At 66.1% G+C, this 19756-nt stretch carries 19 protein-coding genes; 9 read left to right on the top strand and 10 right to left on the bottom strand.

From position 1 onward, the window contains the following. Positions 1-126: 126 nt before the first annotated feature. Positions 127-894 (bottom strand): hypothetical protein, encoded by a 768-nt coding sequence (locus AU252_RS07120; protein ID WP_058930119.1) that lies wholly within the window; start codon positions 892-894, stop codon positions 127-129. A 77-nt stretch (positions 895-971) separates the two neighbouring features. Between AU252_RS07120 and AU252_RS07115 the strand changes: the two genes are divergently transcribed. Further along, positions 972-1571, top strand: coding sequence for a YdeI/OmpD-associated family protein (locus tag AU252_RS07115; RefSeq protein WP_058930118.1), 600 nt, complete (start codon positions 972-974; stop codon positions 1569-1571). Between the two features lie 53 nt (positions 1572-1624). On the opposite strand, the gene AU252_RS07110 is transcribed toward AU252_RS07115, so the two are convergent. The 4 genes from AU252_RS07110 to AU252_RS07095 all read right to left on the bottom strand — a co-directional run bounded on the left by AU252_RS07110 (position 1625) and on the right by AU252_RS07095 (position 6762). Continuing rightward, entirely contained in the window at positions 1625-2791 is a 1167-nt protein-coding gene (locus tag AU252_RS07110) for an ABC transporter ATP-binding protein (protein ID WP_205630649.1), read from the bottom strand. Then, on the bottom strand, positions 2788-4326 hold the full coding sequence (locus tag AU252_RS07105; protein WP_058930117.1) for an ABC transporter permease: 1539 nt from the start codon (positions 4324-4326) through the stop codon (positions 2788-2790). The genes AU252_RS07110 and AU252_RS07105 overlap by 4 nt, the downstream gene beginning before the upstream one ends. A gap of 45 nt (positions 4327-4371) precedes the next feature. Continuing rightward, positions 4372-5427: an iron ABC transporter substrate-binding protein gene (locus AU252_RS07100; protein WP_058930116.1), complete on the bottom strand. Its 1056-nt coding sequence runs from the start codon at positions 5425-5427 to the stop codon at positions 4372-4374. Between the two features lie 165 nt (positions 5428-5592). After that, positions 5593-6762 (bottom strand): glycoside hydrolase family 76 protein, encoded by a 1170-nt coding sequence (locus AU252_RS07095; protein ID WP_058930115.1) that lies wholly within the window; start codon positions 6760-6762, stop codon positions 5593-5595. A 103-nt stretch (positions 6763-6865) separates the two neighbouring features. Here AU252_RS07095 and AU252_RS07090 point away from each other — a divergent pair, with 103 nt between their 5' ends. Continuing rightward, positions 6866-7675 carry an SDR family NAD(P)-dependent oxidoreductase gene (locus AU252_RS07090; protein WP_058930114.1) on the top strand — a complete coding sequence of 270 codons (810 nt, stop codon included), beginning with the start codon at positions 6866-6868 and terminating at the stop codon, positions 7673-7675. Further along, positions 7672-8922: an acyl-CoA dehydrogenase family protein gene (locus tag AU252_RS07085; RefSeq protein ID WP_058930113.1), complete on the top strand. Its 1251-nt coding sequence runs from the start codon at positions 7672-7674 to the stop codon at positions 8920-8922. Before AU252_RS07090 ends, AU252_RS07085 begins: the two co-directional genes overlap by 4 nt. A 67-nt stretch (positions 8923-8989) precedes the next feature. Here AU252_RS07085 and AU252_RS07080 read toward each other — a convergent pair whose 3' ends face one another. Continuing rightward, positions 8990-9826 carry a DUF1684 domain-containing protein gene (locus AU252_RS07080; RefSeq protein WP_058930112.1) on the bottom strand — a complete coding sequence of 279 codons (837 nt, stop codon included), beginning with the start codon at positions 9824-9826 and terminating at the stop codon, positions 8990-8992. A 126-nt stretch (positions 9827-9952) separates the two neighbouring features. Here AU252_RS07080 and AU252_RS07075 point away from each other — a divergent pair, with 126 nt between their 5' ends. From AU252_RS07075 to AU252_RS07065, 3 genes are all read left to right on the top strand, one after another. Next, positions 9953-10633, top strand: a complete 681-nt coding sequence (locus AU252_RS07075) for an NADPH-dependent F420 reductase (RefSeq protein ID WP_058930111.1) — start codon at positions 9953-9955, stop codon at positions 10631-10633. 152 nt (positions 10634-10785) lie between these two features. Further along, positions 10786-13608, top strand: a complete 2823-nt coding sequence (ppc, locus tag AU252_RS07070; protein ID WP_058930110.1) for a phosphoenolpyruvate carboxylase — start codon at positions 10786-10788, stop codon at positions 13606-13608. 53 nt (positions 13609-13661) lie between these two features. Next, positions 13662-13967 carry a hypothetical protein gene (locus AU252_RS07065; protein ID WP_058930109.1) on the top strand — a complete coding sequence of 102 codons (306 nt, stop codon included), beginning with the start codon at positions 13662-13664 and terminating at the stop codon, positions 13965-13967. A gap of 15 nt (positions 13968-13982) precedes the next feature. Here AU252_RS07065 and AU252_RS07060 read toward each other — a convergent pair whose 3' ends face one another. The 4 genes from AU252_RS07060 to AU252_RS07045 form a co-directional block, all read right to left on the bottom strand. Beyond that, on the bottom strand, positions 13983-14600 hold the full coding sequence (locus tag AU252_RS07060; RefSeq protein ID WP_058932801.1) for a DedA family protein: 618 nt from the start codon (positions 14598-14600) through the stop codon (positions 13983-13985). A gap of 88 nt (positions 14601-14688) precedes the next feature. Beyond that, entirely contained in the window at positions 14689-15366 is a 678-nt protein-coding gene (locus AU252_RS07055) for a hypothetical protein (RefSeq protein ID WP_058930108.1), read from the bottom strand. 30 nt (positions 15367-15396) lie between these two features. After that, positions 15397-16110, bottom strand: coding sequence for an AfsR/SARP family transcriptional regulator (locus AU252_RS07050; RefSeq protein ID WP_058930107.1), 714 nt, complete (start codon positions 16108-16110; stop codon positions 15397-15399). Between the two features lie 209 nt (positions 16111-16319). Then, a complete protein-coding gene (locus AU252_RS07045; RefSeq protein ID WP_058930106.1) occupies positions 16320-16523 on the bottom strand; it encodes a hypothetical protein in 204 nt (67 codons plus the stop codon). A 212-nt stretch (positions 16524-16735) separates the two neighbouring features. Between AU252_RS07045 and AU252_RS07040 the strand changes: the two genes are divergently transcribed. The 3 genes from AU252_RS07040 (at position 16736) to AU252_RS07035 (ending at position 19748) form a co-directional block, all read left to right on the top strand. Next, the gene (locus AU252_RS07040) at positions 16736-16930 is read left to right on the top strand and encodes a hypothetical protein (protein ID WP_205630648.1); all 195 of its coding nucleotides are present in this window, start codon (positions 16736-16738) and stop codon (positions 16928-16930) included. A gap of 60 nt (positions 16931-16990) precedes the next feature. Then, positions 16991-17191, top strand: coding sequence for a hypothetical protein (locus AU252_RS23810; RefSeq protein WP_157768951.1), 201 nt, complete (start codon positions 16991-16993; stop codon positions 17189-17191). An 88-nt stretch (positions 17192-17279) separates the two neighbouring features. After that, complete coding sequence (locus AU252_RS07035; RefSeq protein WP_157768950.1) at positions 17280-19748, top strand: MinD/ParA family ATP-binding protein; 2469 nt, start codon at positions 17280-17282, stop codon at positions 19746-19748. Positions 19749-19756: the final 8 nt, after the last annotated feature.

Genomic DNA, 19756 nt, shown 5'->3' with positions numbered 1-19756 from the left:
CGGCCGCGGACCGCTGAGGGGTGAGCTATCAGCGTAAAGCGTCGCCCAAAGCGCCGGAATCTCACCCGCCGGCCGGCCGAACCCCGGTTCAGTCCATGGCCGAACAGGGCTCACCCCAGGAGCGGATCACTCTGCGGCGAGGCGCTGCGAGATCCAGAGAGTGGGCGGGACATGCGGGGCCGTTGTGGCTGCGGCTGTGTCGGCGATGCCTGCGCTGTCTGCGGCGTCGGGGTTGGCCACGTGCAGGGTCCGGCCGAAGGCTTCCTCGGTTTCGCTGACGTCCAGCCCGGCGGCGGTGAGCCGGTCCCGCAAGGCGCCCAGATCGCCGGCGTACTCAAATCCCAGGCCGGACCGCGGCGGCCCGGATGCCGGCCGCACCATCAGGACCCCGCCGTTCTTGGCGGTAAAGTCGGCGGTTTCGTCGGCGTCCGGGACGGGGCGGAACCTGGCGCCGATGTCCTGCAGGGTCACGGCGGCGGCGCCGGGATCCTCCGTAAACCAGACCCCGACGACGGCCAGGGCCGGATCAGCGTCAGCCGCGTTCGCCTCCCGTGCGCCTTTGTCCGCCAGGAAGCTGAAGCCGTCCCGGCCGGTGATGCGGCAGGACTCGCCGTGGTCGGCGGCGATGAGCTCGGCGACGGTGTTCCCCGATTCCTCCGCGGCCAGGGCGGTGCGCCGGGCGAATTCCGCCAGATCGCCCACCTCCACGCCCAAGGCAGTGGTGCCGTCGTCCGTGGCGCCGGCGTCGGCCACATGCAGGGCCAGCCGGCCGGAACCGGCGTCGAACTCCCGCCACGGGCCGTCATCAACGGTCTTGGCCAGGCCCAGGGCAGCCAGGAGCTGTTCCCAACTGTCTGGCTGGGAGGTGAAATGGACGGGTCTGACACGCAGCATGGGTTCCTCCTCGAAACCAGGACAGGTCGGCTACCGCCATCATGCCACTTCCTGCAGAAGGCGGGCAGAATAGGGCCATGGCCATTGAACTCGAGGAACTGCTGGTAGCGGACGCGGCGGAGTGGCGGCTGTGGCTGGAACAGCACCATGCCACCAGCCCTGGCGTGTGGCTGGTGCTGCACAAGAAGGGCGGCAACACCACTGAACTGGACTACGAAGCGGCGTTGCAGGAGGCGCTGTGCTTTGGGTGGATCGACGGTCAGGGCAAAAGGCGCGACGACGACAGCTCCTTCCAGCGGATGACCCGCCGCGGCCCGAAGAGCGTCTGGTCCGCGCGGAATGTCGACCGCATCGGGAAGCTCGAGGCTGCCGGCCGGATGACTGCGGCCGGCCGCGCGGCGGTCGACGCCGCCAAAGCTGACGGGCGCTGGGAAGCAGCCTATGTGGGGCAGGCGACGGCGGAAGTTCCGCCGGATCTGGCCGCCGCCATCGCTGCCGTCCCCGCGGCCCAGGCCATGTTCGACGTCCTCACCTCCGTGAACCGGTATGCCCTGATTTACCGGACGAATTCCGTGAAACAGGCGTCCACGCGGGAACGGAAAATCGCCGGCTTTGTGGAGATGCTCGCCCGGGGCGAGGCCCCGTATCCGCAGAAGAAGAAGCCCGCCGGAGATTAGTAGCGGCGGATTTCGACGGGCTCAATCACCGGTGACACCGGATTTCGACAGGCTCAATCACAGGCGGAGTCCAGGGGGAAGGCGACGGCTTCGCCCACTACGCGCAGGCAGAGTTCCATTCCCGGCCGGGCAATGGAGGCGTTCCAGTGCCGGATGGTGATGACTTCGCCGCCGCCGGGGTAGCGGTGGTCGGTGCGGTCGGCCAGTTCGGGTGGCACAGAGAGTTTGAGGCGCACGGTGGTTTCCGGGCCGAAGTAGTCGGTGTCCACCACCACGCCGCGGATGGGTCCATCCTCGGCAATGCGGATCTGCTCAGGACGCAGCATCAGCTGCACCCGGCCCTGGGCTGGCGGGCGGCGAACAGGAATTCCGCCCAGCGAGCACGTGGCCAGCGAGCCTTCCATCCAGGCGTCCAGGATGACGGCGTCGCCCAGGAATTCCGCGGTGGCGCGGTCGGCGGGGCGGGTGTAAACCACAAACGGGTTGCCGATCTGGGCCAGCTTGCCGCCCCGCATCACGGCCACCTGGTCCGCGAAGGACAGCGCCTCGGCCTGGTCGTGGGTGACCAGGATGGTGGTGACGCCGGCCTTGTTGAGGACCTTGGCCACGGCCCGCCGGGTTGCCACGCGCAGGCCGGCGTCGAGGGCCGAAAAGGGCTCGTCCAGCAACATCAGTTCGGGTTCGCGGGCCAGGGCGCGGGCCAGGGCCACACGCTGCTGCTGCCCACCGGAGAGCTGGTGCGGCCGCCGCTTGGCCATGGAGGCATCCAGGGAGACCATGTCCAGCAGCTCGCTGATCCGGCCCGCTACCGCCCGGCGGCCGCCCGTGAGCATGGCCGTGTCGAGGCCGAACGCGATGTTCTGGCCCACCGTCAGGTGCGGGAAAAGCGCCCCGTCCTGGGCCACGTACCCCACGTGGCGTTTGTGCGCGGGCAGCCACACGCCGTCGCCCGCCACCTTGGTGCCGTTGAGCGAGATGCTGCCGGTGGCGGGGTGTTCAAAGCCGGCGATCAGCCGCAGGAGAGTGGTCTTGCCTGAGCCGGAGGGCCCCACGATGGCGGTGGTGCCGCCCTTGGCCACGGACAGGTTGACGCCTTTGAGGACAGCCTGGGACGCAAAATTCTTCGTGATGTCGGTGATCTGCAGGTGGCTGTTGGTGGAGGGCGCCACGGACGGCGCGATCCGCGGTTCCGGAAGCCTGGAGGGGGATTGTTCGGTCACTGTCCGGCCACTTTCTTGGACTGCTGGAAGAGAAGGTAGGTCATGGGCGCCGAGAGCAGGATCATCAGCAGGGCATACGGGGCGGCGCCGGCGTAATCGATCTCGCTGCTCTTGCTCCAGAACGCGCTGGCCAGGGTTCTTGTCCCGTTGGGGGAGAGCAGCAGCGTAGCGGTCAGTTCGGTTACGACTGCGAGGAACACCAGCGCTGCGCCGCCGGCGGCGGCGGGAGCCGTGAGGCGCAACGTGATCTTCAGGAAGGCATTGAACGGAGACCGGCCCAGGGCGCGGGCCGCTTCGTCCAGCTCCTTGGGGGCCTGTGCCAGCCCGGCGCGGATGTTCACCAACGCGCGCGGAATGAACAGCAGCACGTACGCGGCCACCAGCAGCCCGGTGGTCTGGTAGATGTCCGGGGCAACGTTGATGGCCACGGTGACGAAAGCCAGACCCACCACAATGCCGGGCATGGAACTGGTGATGTAGTTGGAGAGCTCCAGGGACTTGCTGAACCACCCCGGATGCCGGACGGCCAGGTAAGCCATGGGGAAGGCGACGACGGTCGCGGCCACTGCGCCGGCAAGGCCCAGTCCCAGCGTCTGCAGCAGCGCGGGGACAAACTCCTCCACGTCCCAGATCTCGGCGCCGCCGGCCACGATCCAGCGGATCACAAACCACAGGGGCAAGCCGAACGCCAGACCAGTGAGCGCCAGCAGTCCCAGCTGGGCAGGAATCTGGTAGCGGTGCAGGGGTAGCCGCAGGGGCTTGGACTGGGCGCCGGAGCCGATCCGTGCATAGCGGGCCGTGCCGCGGCTCCGGACCTCCAGTACCAGGAGGATCAGGCAGAAGAGCACGAGGACGCTCGCCAGCATGTTTCCGGCCGTGCCGTTGAACGTGGAAGCGTACTGCTGCATGATCGCCGTCGTAAACGTCTCAAACCGGATCATCGCGAAGGCGCCGTACTCGGCCAACAGGTGCAGGCCCACCAGCAGGCCGCCGCCGGTGACGGCGATGCGCAACTGGGGCAGCACCACGCGGAAGAAGACGTGCCACGGGCCCAGACCCAGGGACGCAGCCGACTGCTCGATCGCCGGATCCAGCCGGCTAAGCGTGGCCGCGGTCGGAATGTAGACCAGCGGGAAGTAGGACAGCGTGGCGATCAGCGCGCCGGACCAGACGCCTTCCAGGGAGGGAATGGCGGACACCCAGGCGTAGCTGTTCACAAACGCGGGAATGGCCAGCGGCGCCGCCAGGAGCACGGCCCACCACTTGTGGCCCCGCAGCTTGGTGCGTTCCACCAGCCACGCGCCGCCCACGCCCACCACCAGGGTTGCGGGCACGACGATGAGCATCAGCAGGAGGGTGTTGACCAGCAACTCGCCCACCCGGGGGCGGAAGATCAGCTCAATGCTGGCATCCCAGCCAGTGACCGCCGTCATGTAGATGACATAGCCCAGTGGGATGAGGGCGAACAGAGCCAGCAGCGTGGCCAGGAGCGCAACCACCAATGGCGGGCGAGGGCTATTGCCCTTGCCCGCCATCGTTGTAGCCACCTTGGCGGTTAATTCTGGGTTTGAAACCAAAGGTTAGAGCAGACCGGCCTTGGTCATCAGCTCCGTGACCTTCTTGGAGTTCAGCTTGGAGGAGTCAACTGTCGGTGCCTGCAGTTCGGCCAGCGGAACCAACTTGTCGTTGGATGCTACGCCGGCGCCGACGGTGTACTCGAAGTCCTTGCCCGTCTGCAGCTGCTCCTGGCCCTTCTTGCCCGTGATGAAGGCGAGGAACGCGTCGGCAGCGGCCTTGTTCTTGGAGGACTTCAGCACGCCACCGCCGGATACGGAGACAAACGCGCCCGGATCCTGGTTCTTGAAGTAGTGGCTGGCCACGTTGTTGGAGTTCTCGCCGGTCTTGGCCTGGTCACCGAAGTAGTAGTAGTGGTAAATTACGCCACCTTCGATTTCACCGGCGTTGACGGCCTTCAGGACCGCACCGTTGCCCTGGTAGCCCTTAGCGTTTTCCTTCATGGCCGTGAGCCACTTCTCGGTTTCGGCCTCGCCCTTGAGTTCAAGGTAGGCGGAAACGATCGCCTGGAAGTCGGCGCCGGACGGCGATGCGCCCCAGCGGCTCTTCCACTCGGGACCGGCCAGGTCAGAGAGGGACTTGGGCAGTTTGTCTTCGGTGAGCTTTTCCTTGTTGTACACAAACACGGTGGAGCGGGCTGCGACGCCGGTCCACTTGTTGGTGGACGGGCGGTACTCGGCCGGGACGTTGTTCTTGACCTCGTCAGTGAGATCAGCGAACAGGCCAGCGTTTTCCACCTGGGTCATAGCGGGGGAGTTTTCGGTGATGAAGACGTCAGCCGGGGACTTGTCGCCCTCCTGGATGATCTGGTTGGACATCTCGGTGTCCTTCCCCTGGCGCAGGGTCACCTTGACGCCGGTCTCCTTGCTGAACTCTTCAACCCAGGCTTTGGTCATGGATTCGTGCTGGGCGTTGTAGACCGTGATCTCGCCGGAAACCTTAGCGTCCGCGGACGGGGAGACGGTGGCTGCCGGGGTGGTGCTGCCGCCGCAGGCGGTCAGTCCGAGGGCTGCGGTGGCGGCGAGTGCGATGCCGGCCAGAGCGCTGTTGCGGATCTTCATTGAGTGCTACTTTCTGGGGAAAAAGTCTGGCGGACCGTCGGTCCTGGCGAGCCTGGAGTTAGGGTTGGCTCACTCGTGAAACTGTAGGTTAGCCATACCTAAGACACCAAGCGGCACGGCCCAGAAGTGATTAGGATCACATGCATTACGTAACTGTTGCGTGCCCTAATTGGTCTGCGGTTTTTGCTGGATGGCCGCGGCGGCTTCCAGCACCATCCAGGCCTGCAGCTGGGTGGAAAGTTCGACGGCGGCACCTGGCGGGTAGGTGGTGTCCGCCGGTTGCGCCGCGTGGATGGAGAACAAGACGTACCCTGCGGCCGCTGATGTCGCCCCGCGGCCGGTCGGCCGGCGGCCCGCCCAGAAGGCTTCGGCGGTAGCTGTCACGAGCTCCTTCGCGGCGTTCCGGGCGGACTCCGGGAGCCGGGCATCGACGGCCGCGAGTGCCAGGTACCGGCAGAGAATCCCGGTGAAGAGTCCGCCGTCGCCCGTTCCATCGCAGCGGAGGATGCGCTGCCCCGGTACGGTGAGCTGGTTGGCGACCGCGTCCACCAGTGCCGCGGCCCTGGCGAGGTTGGCGTCGCCGCCGAGCTCCAGCAAGGCTCCCAGTACGGGGCCTTGGTTGTAGGTGTAGATGGCGTTCTCCACCACCACTTCGCCGGCCGCGTTGAGCCGTGCCCCGTCAATGTAGAGCCCCCGGGCCTCGTCAAACAGCACGGCATTGAGCCAGTCCACCAGCCGCTGCGCCTTGGCCTGCTGGCCTGTCCGGGCATAGTAGAGCGCCACAGGGGCCGTGGCCGGGGTGTTCTTGAAATCGCGCTTTTTGCTCCAGAAGGTCCCGCCGCCCAGGTCGTCGGTGGAGGCGGAATCGAACTGCAGAGTCAGGGTCTTGTGGACCCTGGCGTTGCGGCGGCGTCCGGGTTTACGCGTCTCCTCAGCAAGGCGCTGCAGGCGGTGCGTTGCCAGTGCCAGCCAGGCCATGTCGTCGTAGTAGTTGTTGACGAGGGTGTTGGCGTTGCGCAGCCGGATGCCCGTGACCAGCCTGGACGCGAGCTTGCCGGCGCTTGGGTGGCGTGGGCCGTTGAACCTGGCCGCAGGGGTGGCTCCGTTGCCCAGTTCGCGGCGCCCTGCATCCACCAGACAGTCCACATAGTGCGCCTGCCACCAGTAGTGCCACGGGCGGAACAGATTCTTGAGGTGTTTCGACGGCCATTGCACGGCGGCGAGGTGGGTTCCGGGCAGGAACAGCAGGCGCTGGCCGAAGAGTTCGGTGACGGAGCGGGCCGCTGCGTTGGCCCTGGCCTGCCAGTCGACGGGTTCGGCATCCGGCATGGTCATGTATTTAGCCTAGTGGGTGCGGTCCGTAGGAATTTCAGTTAACATTCACTAACTAATGTTCCGCGCCGGTCTCATGGTGTTGGGGCCGCATCAAGGAGGATGTATGGACGTCTTGGGTACTGTCGCGCTGATTACCGGTGGGGCCTCCGGGCTGGGGGCTGCCACAGCGAAGCGCCTGTTCGACGCCGGCGCCTCGGTGGTGCTGATCGACCTGCCGTCCTCTGCCGGGCCGGCCTACGCCGCCGAGCTCAACGCCTCAGCGCTGAACGCCGCCGGCGGTTCGGGGGCACGAGCTGTCTTTGCCCCCGCGGACGTCACCAACGAGGCTGAGGTGCAGGCTGCCGTCGACACTGCTGTAGCCCTGGGGCCGCTCCGGATTGTTGTGAACTGCGCCGGCGTCGCCACCCCGGGCAAGATGCTGGGCCGGGATGGCGTCCTCCCGCTGGACACGTTCAACCGCGTCGTCCAGGTCAACCTCGTCGGGACTTTCAACGTGCTGCGCCTTGCGGCCGCATCCATGGTTTCAACGGAACCGGTCAGTACTGACCTGGGCGGGGCCGAGCGAGGCGTCATGATCAACACCGCATCCGTGGCTGCCTTCGACGGGCAAATCGGCCAGCCGGCCTACGCCGCTTCCAAGGGTGCCGTCGCCGCCATGACACTGCCGCTGGCCCGGGAGCTGGCCCGCTCCCTGGTGCGGGTGGTGACCATCGCCCCGGGCATCTTCGAAACACCCATGATGGCAACGCTGTCCGACGAAGCCCAGGCTTCCCTGGGCCAGCAGGTCCCGCACCCGTCCCGCCTGGGCAGGCCCGCCGAATACGCCAATCTGGTGGCCCATATTGTGGAGAATGCGATGATCAACGGCGAAACCATCCGGCTCGACGGCGCCATCCGAATGGGGCCGAAATGAGCCTGCCGGGCACGTCCGGACCGCCCAGCTCTGAACCGGCGATCGACGAGTTGCCCACCGCCGATTTTTTCGCGTTCGAGTCCCTCCTCAGCTCGAAGGAGCGGGCCAAACTGGCCGAGCTGCGGGAGTTTCTGGCCACGGAGATCGCCCCCTACGCGTCGGACTGGTGGAACAAGGCGGAGTTCCCGGCGCACATCCTGCCCAAGCTCGCCGCGCTGGAGCTGAGCACGCCGGCGCAGCGCGGCTACAGCAACCTTTTCGCCGGACTGGTCATCGCAGAGATGACGCGTGTGGATACTTCGATCGCAACATTTTTCCTGGTCCACCACGACCTTTTTGTGGAGTCGCTCTACGGTTTCGGTTCGGCCGGCCAGAAAGAGCGGCTGCTTGCGGACGCCTCAAGCCTGCGCATCACGGGCGCATTCGCGCTCACCGAACCCGGCCACGGTTCCGACGTTGCCGGCGGGATGGAAACGAGTGCCCGGCGCATCTCCAGCGCAACGGGAGAGCCCGACGACGACGGCGACGCGTGGGTGCTCAACGGCGCCAAGCGCTGGATCGGGAACGGGACGTTCTGCGACTACATGCTCGTGTGGGCCAAGGACGAGGCCGTGGCTGCCAACGGGCAGGGCGCGGTCCGAGGGTTCATCGTTGATGCTTCCTTGCCGGGCGTGAGCCGGAGCAGGATCGAGAACAAGATTGCGCTCCGGACCGTGCAGAACGCGGACATTGTGCTTAAGGATGTCCAGGTCGCCGAGGCCGACCGATTCGCCGGCATCAGCAGTTTCGAGGACACCAACCAGCTCCTGCGCGGCTCGCGGATCATGGTGGGGTGGCAGGCGGTGGGGCAGCAGCTGGCGGCGTTCGACGTCGCCCGGCAGTACGCCGTCGAACGCCACCAGTTCGGCCGGCCGCTGGCGAAATTCCAGCTCATCCAGCAGCAGCTCGTCACCATGCTGGGCAACGCCGTAGCCAGCATGGCCATGATGGCGCGTATTGCCCAGCTGCAGGACGACGGCGTGGCGGACATGCCGCAGGTGGCCCTCGCCAAGTCCTACACCAGCGCCCGGATGCGCGAGACAGTGGCGCTGGGCCGGTCCCTCCTGGGCGGCAACGGCATCGTGACCGACTACCGGATGGCCAAAATCTTCGCCGACGCCGAGGCCATCTACACCTACGAGGGCTCGTTCGAAATCAACACGCTCATTGTGGGCCGGGCGGTCACCGGCGTCTCAGCGATCGTCTGACCCCCACGACTTAGCGCGAAAGGACATTTGAGGCCCCGGTCCGCTGGGCTTAAGTGTCCTTTCGCGCTCAATCAGCGAGGAGAGGTTGCTTTTCGCCGGCTTCGATTTTCGCGTCGAGGCTGTTGCCTTTCACGGGCATGGGGCAGGTGCCGTACGGGGTGAAGGCGCTGGGATAGTTGATGGCCCGGTTGAAGTCCAGGACCACCGAAGCCTTCCCGGCCGCATCAACCCGCGGCCTGGGGGTGGAGACCTTCCGCCACTCATCTGTTGATTCGCCGTTGGTTTCGTCATGGAACGTGATGGTCAGCGCGCCCAGTTTTTCCTCCTCGGCGTGCAGCCGGTACTCATGGTCGATCCCCGGCAGCCGGAAAACGACTTCGCCCACTGAATAATGCACGCCGTCCACCAGCGGATTGGCCGTTCCGATCGGGATGGCCACCGGTTCGGGGTACGCCTCGTAGGCCGCCTCAATCACGAGGTCCGCGTTGTAGTCGAACGTGGGAACGCCGTCGAACTCCGTCAGCACCGGCGAGCCGGAATCGCGGGTCCGGATGGCGTACCGGTCCGCGCGCATGGCGAGTTCCACCACTACCTGCTGCCCGTCCGCGCCGCCGAACTGCACCCACATCAGGGATTCCTCGTTGGCGAGGGAGGCAGTAATGGTCCCGTCCACGGGCTCGCCGGTTTCCACGAGCGTCAGGCCGTCCTGCGCCGCAGCGGTGAGTGTCGCCGTCGTGCCGTCCGTTGACCAGAGGCCGGGGGCGAGTTCGACGCCGGCGGGCCGGGATTCCAGCCACTGGAAGGAGGTGAGCGTCAGCCAGCCGTGGCGGGTGGCGAGGGCCTTGCTCCGGTTCGTGCGGAAACGCTGCCAGCGTTCCACCTGCGCGGTTGCGGTGGTGTCCATGGTTCCATTCCACCACGGACCTCGCGCCGTGTTGCTGCCGCAGCCCTTGTCTTGCCGGCGGCGGAGAGTAACGTCGAAAGCGGCGGAGCATCGTTCCGGACTCCCACGGCTGACCTTGGAGGAACCATGAAAATCGCGGTCCTGGGCACGGGTTTCGCAGGCCGGACCCTCGCGGGCGCGCTGTCCGCGCTGGGACACGACGTGGTGGTGGGCACCCGCGACCCGGGAGAGACTCTCGCCCGCAGCGCCCCGGACGCCATGGGCACGCCGCCCTTCAGCGAATGGCACGCAGCGAACCAGCACATAGCCGTGGAAACGTTCGCGGAGGCCGCAGCCGCGGCGGAACTGATAGTCAATGCAACGAACGGAGCGGGCGCACTGAGTGCCCTCAGTGCCGCGCGTTCGGCCAACCTGTCGGGGAAGGTGGTGGTGGACGTTTCCAACCCGCTCGACTTCTCCCAGGGCATGCCGCCGGTGCTGAACCCGGTCAACACCGACAGTAACGCCGAACGGATCCAGCACGCGTTTCCGGAGGCGCGGGTGGTCAAAACCCTGAACACCATGAACGCAGGGCTGATGGTTGACCCCGGACGGCTGGGCGGCGGGGACCACTCGGTGTTTGTCTCCGGCGATGACGCCGGTGCCAAGAACACCGTGACGGCGCTTCTCCGGGAGCTGGGCCACCGCGATATTATTGACCTCGGAGACATCACCACCGCCCGGGGAGCGGAGATGATGCTCCCGCTGTGGCTGCGCCTGTGGTCGGCGTTGGGGACTGCGGATTTCAATTTCAAGATCGTCCGCTGACGTCCGGCGCGGCAGGGGCGGGGACCGGCGCAATATCTGAGACGGATTCCGCCTTCGCCATCCCGTGCAGGTAGCATCGATAGCTAGTAACGTGGCTCACAGTATCCAGCGCAGTGTACGAGCCAAGTCCGAACCCTCGAAAGACAGTTTCCATGGCTAACACTGCAATGAATTCCTCAACCGACCTTGCCTCTGAACTGAGGGCCGACGTCCGGCGCGTCTCCACGCTGCTGGGTGAGTCCCTGGTCCGGCAGCACGGCCCCGAACTCCTTGCTCTGGTGGAGCAGGTCCGCCTCCTTACCAAGGAGTCCAAGGAAGCCGCCCGCGGCGGTGCCGATGCCACCGGCCCATGGAGCGCGCACGACGTCGTCGAGCAGGTCCGCGAACTGCTCGGCTCCCTGCCGATCGAGCAGGCCACCGACTTGGTGCGTGCGTTCGCGTTCTACTTCCACCTTGCCAACGCGGCCGAGCAGGTCCATCGGGTCCGCGGCCTGCGGACCCGGCAGGAGAAGGACGGGTGGCTGGCCAAGGCCGTCACCGAAATCGTCGCTCAGGCTGGTCCGGGCGTGCTCCAGGAAGTGGTCAACGGGCTGGACGTCCGCCCCATCTTCACCGCCCACCCCACCGAAGCCTCGCGCCGTTCCGTGCTTGACAAGATCCGCAAGCTCTCTGATGTCCTGGCCGAGCCCACGAAAGAAGGCACCACCGCGCGCCGCCGCCAGGACCGCCAGCTTTCGGAGGTCATCGACCAGATGTGGCAGACCGACGAACTGCGCCAGGTCCGCCCCACCCCGGTGGACGAGGCCCGCAACGCGATCTACTACCTCGGCGGCATCCTGACGGACGCCATGCCTGAGATGCTCTCGGATTTCTCGGAACTGCTCGGTGAACACGGCGTCAGCCTCTCCTCCCAGGACGCACCCATCCGGTTTGGTTCCTGGATCGGCGGCGACCGGGACGGCAATCCCAACGTCACGGCTGCGGTCACCCGGGAAATCCTGCAGATCCAGAACCAGCACGCCGTCCGCATCAGCATCGCGATGATGGATGAGCTGATCTCCATCCTGTCCAACTCCACCGCCTTGTCCGGCGCGGACCAGACCCTGCTGGACTCCATCGACGCGGACCTGAAGAAGCTGCCGGGCCTGGACCGGCGTGTCCTGGAGCTCAACGCCCAGGAGCCGTACCGCCTGAAGCTCACGTGCATCAAGGCCAAGCTCATCAACACGGGCAAGCGGGTTGCCGCGGACTCCACCCATGAGCACGGCCGTGACTACCGCTCCACCGAGGAACTCCTCAACGACATCGAACTGCTGGAGCTGTCCCTCCGCAACCACTCGGCGTCGCTCGCTGCCGATGGCGCGCTGGCCCGCGTCCGCCGCGCCGTAGCATCCTTCGGCCTGCACCTGGCCACGCTGGACATCCGCGAGCACGCCGACCACCATCATGACGCCGTTGGCCAGCTGATGGACCGGCTGGGCGGCCCCGGCATCCGCTACGCGGAACTGAGCCGTGAGGAACGCTTCGAGGTGCTGGGCTTGGAGCTCGCCTCACGCCGGCCGTTGTCCGGCCACCCGATTAAGCTCGACGGCGTCGCTGACGGCACGTACGACGTCTTCCGTGAGATCCGCCGCGCCCTGCGCACGTACGGTCCGGACGTCATCGAGACCTACATCATTTCGATGACCCGGGGAGCGGACGACGTCCTGGCCGCGGCCGTCCTGGCCCGCGAGGCAGGCCTGATCAACCTGTTCGGCGAAGCCCCCTACGCCAAGATCGGGTTCGCGCCGCTGCTGGAGACCGTGGAGGAACTGCGTGCCTCGGCGGAGATCGTGGACCAGCTGCTGTCCGTTCCGTCCTACCGCGACCTGGTCCGGTTGCGCGGCGACGTCCAGGAAATCATGCTGGGCTACTCGGACTCCAACAAGGAATCCGGTGTCATGACCAGCCAGTGGGAGATCCACAAAACACAGCGCAACCTGCGCGACGTTGCGGCCAAGCATGGCGTCCGTGTCCGGTTGTTCCACGGCCGCGGCGGTTCCGTGGGCCGCGGCGGCGGACCCACCTACGACGCCATCATGGCCCAGCCCAACGGCGTGCTGGAAGGCGAGATCAAGTTCACTGAACAGGGCGAGGTCATCTCGGACAAGTACTCGCTGCCGGAGCTGGCCCGGGAAAACCTGGAACTGTCCCTCGCTGCGGTGCTCCAGGGCTCGGCCCTGCACCGGGATCCGCGCACGTCGGACGACCAGCGCGAACGGTACGGGCACGTTATGGAAATCATCTCCGACGGCGCCTTCGACCGGTACCGGAACCTGATCGACCATCCTGACCTGCCCGCGTACTTCCTGGCCTCCACTCCGGTGGAGCAGCTGGGCTCGCTGAACATCGGCTCCCGCCCGTCCAAACGCCCGGATTCCGGGGCGGGGCTTGGCGGCCTGCGTGCCATCCCCTGGGTGTTCGGCTGGACCCAGTCCCGGCAGATCGTCCCGGGCTGGTTCGGTGTGGGCTCGGGCCTGAAGGCTGCCCGCGAGGCCGGAAACTCCGCGCAGCTGGTGGAGATGATGGAGAACTGGCACTTCTTCCGGTCGGTTGTCTCCAACGTGGAGATGACGCTGGCCAAGACGGACATGGACATCGCCGGGTACTACGTGGCCACCCTGGTTCCCGAGGATTTGCACCACATTTTCCGGGCCATCCGTGAAGAGTACGAACTCACGGTCACCGAGATCCAGAACCTGACGGGCGAGAACGTGCTCCTGGACGCCCAGCCGACGCTCAAGCGGTCGCTGGAGATCCGGGACCAGTACCTGGACCCCATTAGCTACCTGCAGGTGGAGTTGCTTCGCCGCGTGCGGGCTGCCCAGAACGCCGAAGGCGGGAGCATCAGCGGCGCCGAGATCGACGAACGGCTCCAGCGGGCCATGCTGATAACGGTCAACGGCGTAGCGGCCGGCCTGCGCAACACCGGGTAGAGCCGCGGTCCGGCTCGTGCGGTGGGCACTTGCTCGCCGGTAGGGTTGAAAGCATGCCTTCGTTCCAGACCCGCCTGAAAATCACCGGACTGAAGCCTGGCAACCCGCCGGAAGCCGTGATGGCCGCCGCGGTCGAGGCGTTGGAGACCCGTCACCATGTGGAATCAAACCAGATCGAACTTGCCGCGGGCGTCCCCCAACTGAACCTCCGCTTCCTCGTGGAGGCGACCGAATACAGCGGTGAGAACCAGCAGGCGCGCGAATCGGCAGCGATGATGCGCGACGCCGTCGAACGCGTTGCGCTCACCGGCTCACTGACGGTGCTCCGCCGCAACCGCGGCCGCTGGGCGCCCGTTTAGCTCAGTCGTCCTAGCTCACTCGCCGGGGGCGGGCTCGTCCACGGGTGAGCGCGTGCCGCGCCGGCGGGTGACAATGACGCCGACGGCGGCCCCGATCACCAGGCCCAGCACCACGCCGATCAGCGAACTCGCCCAGAACGGCAGGTTGGTTGCCGATCCCGTGAAGTAGCCCAGGCCCACCAGCCAGCTGGCCCAGAGGACTGCGCCGAGGCCGGCGCACAGGCTGAAACCCCGTGCCGAAACGTCGGCGATGCCCGAAGCCGCCGACGTCGCCAGCCGCCCGCCGGGGATGAAGCGGGCGCCGATGATGGTTCCGTAGGTGGAGGAGCGGCCGGCCTTGGCGATGGCCGCATGGATGCCCGTATGGACCTTGCGGCCCCAGCGCCAGCGGTCCAGGACATGGCTCAGCCGGCGTTTGAAGAGCTGGAACACCACCATGTCGCCGACCCAGGACGCCACTGCGGACAGTGCCCCCACAAGGAAGACGTTGGCCCGGCCGTCGGCCGAGAGGGCGCCGCCCGTAATCACCACCATCTCTGAAGGGATGGGCGGGAAGATGGCATCGCCGAGGACCACGGGGATGATCCAGAAGTAGATCGCCGCCCCCCAGCTGTCGGCGTTGCCAAAGTCCATGGCCACAAAGTACCGCACTTTTGCGCAGCAGCACGGCCTGAGCCGGCCGGCGGCACGGACTTGCCGGGCGTTGGGTTCAGCAAGTGCTTCAGTACCCGGTGCCGATGTTTCGACGGCGTGGACCTGGGGCTCCGCCGGGAACTTCCCTGGGGACGTGGCTGAGGTGCCGGGCCGCGAGGAAATACCAGTACGGCCAGGCAACCCACGCTGTGGCGCCAAAGGCTATTCCCGCCCCGCCGATGCCCCAGCGGATCCAGGCCGGCGCCTGTTCCACCGCAGTCAGCGCCGCCAGGGGCAACGCCACCACCAAGGCGCCGCCAATGAACTGTCCCAGCCTCGCGAGATCCCGGGGATAGCTGCCCCTCTTGAGCAGTGCCCGGTGGGCCAGCAGGAACCAGCCGGCCTGGACCACCATTGCCCCCACCGAGATGCCAGTGGACACCGTGAAATCGAGCTTCTTCGCGACCAGGAGGAACGAGCTTGCTGATCCTGCGCCGCTGGCCGCGATCACCAGCCATTTGGCGGCCTCGGAGCCGGGTGTGCGGCGCAGGCGCCGGTGAACCTGGACGATCACCGGGATGATCACCAACTGGAAGACGCCGCCGGTGGCATCGTTGATGGTGCCGAAGACGTAGGGTCCGTTCTTTGGCACCTCAATGGCGTACATGGCTCCCAGGGTTGCCACGCCTACTACGCCCAGGCCGGCGGCCGCGTAGGCGAACTTGGCCGCCGTGCGGTCTCCGGGGATTTCGATGAGGGTATCCATGATGATTCCTCGCTCAGTGCGGATGCTCGATCAGTGCGGATGGAACGCAGACACAAGCTCGCTCAACTGGGTTGAGGGCAGGACGCCGAGTTCGCCCTCCAGCCGGCTGGCAAACATCGTGTAGGCGCGGACCGCGGCGGCCCGGTTCCCGGCGGCCAGATGGGCCTGGACCAGCAGCAGATGGGCCGATTCCCTCAGCGGTTCGATGCTTGCCGCGGACAACGCCGCAATGACAGCTCCGCCGGGTTCGCCGGCCGCCAGATGCTGCCGGGCCATGAGTTCCAGCGCGCTGAGGCGCAACTGCCGCAGCCGCTCCTGTTCGAAGACCACCCAGTCGTCGTACCAGCCGGGAAGCAGGTCAGCGCGGCTCAAGTCGTCCAGATAGCTGTCAGGAATCCGGGCTTCAGGCTGCGACTGCAGCGTGGCGACGTGGTGCTGCAATGCCGCGACATCGACCCTGACCCCCTCGTGAAGCTCCAGCGTGTCCGCGCCGGTCAGGAGAAGGTGCGGGAAGGCGTGGGAGATGCACCAGACGGTGGTGCGCAGGTTCCCGGCAGCCTGCGTTTCGCTGCTTTTGGGCCACAGCAGGCCGGCCAGGAAACTCCGGTGCCTGCAGCCCAGGAGTCCTACACACGCGATGAGCCGCTGTTCCCGGCTGGCCACCGTCACGGTATTGCTGCCGCGGCGCAGCCGCCAGGCCCCCAGCAGGCTTAAATGCCAATCCTGTGCGAGAGCCACCGTCATGCCTATCCCCTTCAAATGACCGGACAACACGCGATACCCCAGATAACCATCGTGGCACTGGGGCGCATCATGTCAAGGCAATTTAGAAAGAGGGGGTTTTTGGGGTTATATACCGGGAATTGGTCCACATGCCCGTCAATCCACATGGCGCCGGTTGTCATTCAGGAAGGGTTTGCTGGAATCAGCCCAGCCGATAAGGGAACTTCGGGTTATGCGCTGGCAGTGCTTTCTGAGGCTTTCAGCACATCGAGCCAACGTTGCACAGCCAGAATAATTTCTTCTGCATCGCCGGCTGTCTCCACAATTTCCTGGTCCTGGCCAGGATGACTGGAGATCAGGCGCGCCCGTACGCGGTGGTTCTGGGCAGGCTCCGCCCACGCGCGGATGACCATGGTGCCTTCAATGTCCGCCATGAATCGGCGCCTGCTTTCCTTGTCTGCAATTTCCGTCGTCCAGGAACATTACTGTCCAGTATGACCATCCTAGGCAAAGATTATTCGGCGCCCAAGTCAAAACTGTCACCACATTAGTTTTATGTGACAACGGAAAAATAACAGCCCAGTAACGAAGCCGCAACGGGGCGACGCGTTGACTGAACGCGGGACGTCGAAAGGGGGTGATTGACATGATGAAGGAACTTACCGTTCACGAACTGGAAAGCCAGAAGGTGGAGCTGTTGCCTTCGCGGGAGACCCTGTTTCTGGACACGAATTGGGCAGGTGTTTACGCAAGCAACTCGTCTGTGGCTCTGAACGCTGCCTCGTTCTTTGCGGTAGCACACAGCACTGCGCTTCAGAACATCGCCGTAGTCCAGGGTTAAGTCCGTCTATCATCCGATATCTGGACCCTGGGATTGCCCGGGGGAGAGAGGTGAGGTGCTATGACGGCATCAACCGCGCTATTACCGGTGGATCTCGACGCCGAGGTTGCAGAACTGCTTCCAATGAGGGAAACGCTGTTCTTCAACATCAACGTTGCTCCCGTGATCGCCGTGAACCTTTCGATCGCCATCAATGCGGCCTCGATCGGTTCAATCGCGAACTCGGCCGCCTGGCAGGAAGTGATTGTCCTGCAGCAGTAGGTCCGCAGGATCAACAGGAAACCCGGAGGGCATGCTTCAGCGTCGGAGCATGCCCGCCGTTCTTAGTGGCTCAACCTAGGTGGGGACCGTGACCACAGCACCCGAAGCTGACTTTGTCCGGCATTGGTCGCCGTCACCGGGGCTTGTTTTCCTGGGACCGGTTGAGGGGTCTGGTCTCAAGGACAGCAGCTACCTGCTGCAGCGCGGAGACGGGCAGATTGTCCAGCTGTCGGAGCTTCTCCAGCTGGTCATGGCCACCGTCTCGCCGGAGAAATCCGCTGATGAGCTGGCGCGCGATGTCAGCGACGCCTACGGCCGCGAACTCAGTGTGGGCGGACTCCTTCACCTCATCGACACCAGGCTGGCGCCGATGGGCCTCGTTCACGACGCCGATACGGACGCCGCTGATGCAGTGACCCCGCCAAGGGCGAACCCGTTACTGGCCCTGCGGCTGCGGGGAACGCTGCTGCCGGAAAAGGCCGTCAACACGTTGGCCCTGATCCTGGCCCCGCTGTATTGGAGTCCGGTGGTGGCCGCCGTCCTGGTCGGGCTGGCCGCCGTCGACATCCTGGTGCTGGCCAGGGGCGACTTCCTGGCTTCCCTGGAGCAGGTCCTTCTCACGCCGGCGCTGCTCCTTGGCATCTTCGCGATGCTGACGGCGGGAGCCGTGATCCACGAACTGGGGCATGCCACTGCGTGCCGGTACGGCGGCGCCAGGCCGGGAGTGATCGGCGTCGGCGTTTATCTTGTCTTCCCGGCATTTTTCACAAACGTCACCGACTCCTACCGATTGGGCCGGACGGGCAGGATCCGTACGGACCTTGGCGGGCTGTACTTCAACTGCCTGTGCCTGATCGGCCTGGGCGGCGCCTACCTGCTGACAGGGCAGGGCTTTTTCCTGCTGGCGGCGGCATTGATGCATTTCGAGATGATCCAGCAGCTGGTGCCGACGCTGCGCTTCGACGGCTACTTCGTCCTGGCCGACATCGCCGGTGTCCCCGACTTGTTCAACCGCATCCGCCCGGTTCTGCTCAGCCTCATTCCCGGGCGCGCGGTGGATCCGCGGGTTGCCGAGCTCCGGACGTTCGCGCGCCGCATCGTCACCATCTGGGTGGTCACGGTGGTGCCGCTCCTGTGCCTGGCGCTTGGCTGGATGTTGCTGAACCTCCCCATGATCATCGAGCAGACCGCTAACGCCATCCGGCAGCACGCGGGGCTCGCCAGCGAGGCCATCGCCGCCGGCGACCCGGCGGCCGCTGCGCTCTCCATCCTGTCCATCCTGATGCTGTCCCTGCCGGTGATCGGCCTGGCCATTCTGCTGTACCGGTTGCTGTCGGTCCTCCTCGACCTGCTTGGCCGCCTCGGCAGGCGCCTGTGGCGAATGACGGCGGTGCCGGAGGCCGTGGTGCCACGGCACCTCCGGGCAGCGAGGCCACAGGCGGGGCGGCCACTACAGATGGGGCAGCCGTTACAGATGGGGAAGCCACTACAGAAAGGAAGGCCCGCCATGGCTATCGCAATCCCTCCCGCGGCCATGCCCGACGAGGTCCCAGCCGCGCCATTGCGTGCTCCGTCGCATTTTCAAGCCCGCGCGGCCCTCCCGGCTGGAGCCATTCCCGACGACGTTCCCACCCTCCAGGACTTCCTCGCCGACAGGCCCACCCAGCCCGCCCCGCTCGCCGAATTGGGCTGGCAGGGCGCTGTCCGGCGGCTCAGCCGCAATGCCCTGAGCCTCGGTCCCGGCAGGCGGGAACTCGCCCACCTGGACGCCGTCGAAGAGGTTCAGCGGCGTCTGGACGGTCCCCGGACCGTCGTCGTGGTTAACCCCAAGGGCGGCGCGCACAAGACCACGGCGACGCTGCTCCTGGCCGCGACGCTGGGCATCCAGCGCGGCGGGTACACACTCGCCTGGGACAACAATGAAACACGCGGAACCATGGGGTGGCGGGCGCCGCTGGCCGGGCACGCCGGCACTGCCGTAGACCTGATGCAGGAAGTGGACCGTTTCGAAGACCCTGTCCTTGGCCGGATCGGGGACCTGGACCGCTATGTGCGCTACCAGGGGTCGGCGCAGTTTGACGTGCTGGCCTCGGACGAGGACGCGGCCGGTGCCGCCACCATCGGCAGCCGCGAATTCGACCGGCTGCACACGGCGCTGCGCCGCTTCTACCGGATCATCATGGTGGACACCGGCAACAATATGCGGTCCTCGAACTGGGAAGCCGCTGTGACGGCGGCGGACGAGCTGGTCATCGTTTCCACGGTCCGCGAAGACACGGTGGCCAGTGCGGTCTGGCTCGTGGACGGGCTGCGTGAACGCGGCTACCAGGACAAAGTCAGCAACGCCGTAACCCTGCTGGCCGCGCCGTCACTGCACACCGATCTGCAGCTTCATGACCGGACCCGGACCCACTTCGAGACGCTGACAAGGGAAGTCCTCGACGTTCCCTATGATAAGTCCCTCGTCTCCGGCGGGCCGCTCAACTACCAGGCGCTGATGCCGGCCACCCGCGAGGCCTGGTTGCGTGCCTCGGCTGCGGTGATGCGGGGCCTATGAGCCGCACC

It is taken from the genome of Pseudarthrobacter sulfonivorans (genome assembly GCF_001484605.1).
GTDB lineage: Bacteria > Actinomycetota > Actinomycetes > Actinomycetales > Micrococcaceae > Arthrobacter > Arthrobacter sulfonivorans_A.
The sequence above is the reverse complement of the archived record's forward strand: the minus strand, read 5'-3'. Positions and strand labels throughout refer to the sequence as shown.

Bases quoted from the DNA above. Each gene is read 5' to 3' on its own strand.
- AU252_RS07055 (WP_058930108.1), bottom strand. From the start codon at position 15,366: ATGGATACCCTCATCGAAATCCCCGGAGACCGCACGGCGGCCAAGTTC.
- AU252_RS07105 (WP_058930117.1), bottom strand. From the start codon at position 4,326: ATGGCGGGCAAGGGCAATAGCCCTCGCCCGCCATTGGTGGTTGCGCTC.
- AU252_RS07050 (WP_058930107.1), bottom strand. From the start codon at position 16,110: ATGACGGTGGCTCTCGCACAGGATTGGCATTTAAGCCTGCTGGGGGCC.
- AU252_RS07085 (WP_058930113.1), top strand. From the start codon at position 7,672: ATGAGCCTGCCGGGCACGTCCGGACCGCCCAGCTCTGAACCGGCGATC.
- AU252_RS07120 (WP_058930119.1), bottom strand. From the start codon at position 894: ATGCTGCGTGTCAGACCCGTCCATTTCACCTCCCAGCCAGACAGTTGG.
- AU252_RS07060 (WP_058932801.1), bottom strand. From the start codon at position 14,600: ATGGACTTTGGCAACGCCGACAGCTGGGGGGCGGCGATCTACTTCTGG.
- AU252_RS07045 (WP_058930106.1), bottom strand. From the start codon at position 16,523: ATGGCGGACATTGAAGGCACCATGGTCATCCGCGCGTGGGCGGAGCCT.
- AU252_RS23810 (WP_157768951.1), top strand. From the start codon at position 16,991: ATGACGGCATCAACCGCGCTATTACCGGTGGATCTCGACGCCGAGGTT.
- AU252_RS07090 (WP_058930114.1), top strand. From the start codon at position 6,866: ATGGACGTCTTGGGTACTGTCGCGCTGATTACCGGTGGGGCCTCCGGG.
- AU252_RS07100 (WP_058930116.1), bottom strand. From the start codon at position 5,427: ATGAAGATCCGCAACAGCGCTCTGGCCGGCATCGCACTCGCCGCCACC.
- AU252_RS07115 (WP_058930118.1), top strand. From the start codon at position 972: ATGGCCATTGAACTCGAGGAACTGCTGGTAGCGGACGCGGCGGAGTGG.
- AU252_RS07095 (WP_058930115.1), bottom strand. From the start codon at position 6,762: ATGACCATGCCGGATGCCGAACCCGTCGACTGGCAGGCCAGGGCCAAC.
- AU252_RS07065 (WP_058930109.1), top strand. From the start codon at position 13,662: ATGCCTTCGTTCCAGACCCGCCTGAAAATCACCGGACTGAAGCCTGGC.
- ppc (WP_058930110.1), top strand. From the start codon at position 10,786: ATGGCTAACACTGCAATGAATTCCTCAACCGACCTTGCCTCTGAACTG.
- AU252_RS07080 (WP_058930112.1), bottom strand. From the start codon at position 9,826: ATGGACACCACCGCAACCGCGCAGGTGGAACGCTGGCAGCGTTTCCGC.
- AU252_RS07075 (WP_058930111.1), top strand. From the start codon at position 9,953: ATGAAAATCGCGGTCCTGGGCACGGGTTTCGCAGGCCGGACCCTCGCG.
- AU252_RS07040 (WP_205630648.1), top strand. From the start codon at position 16,736: ATGATGAAGGAACTTACCGTTCACGAACTGGAAAGCCAGAAGGTGGAG.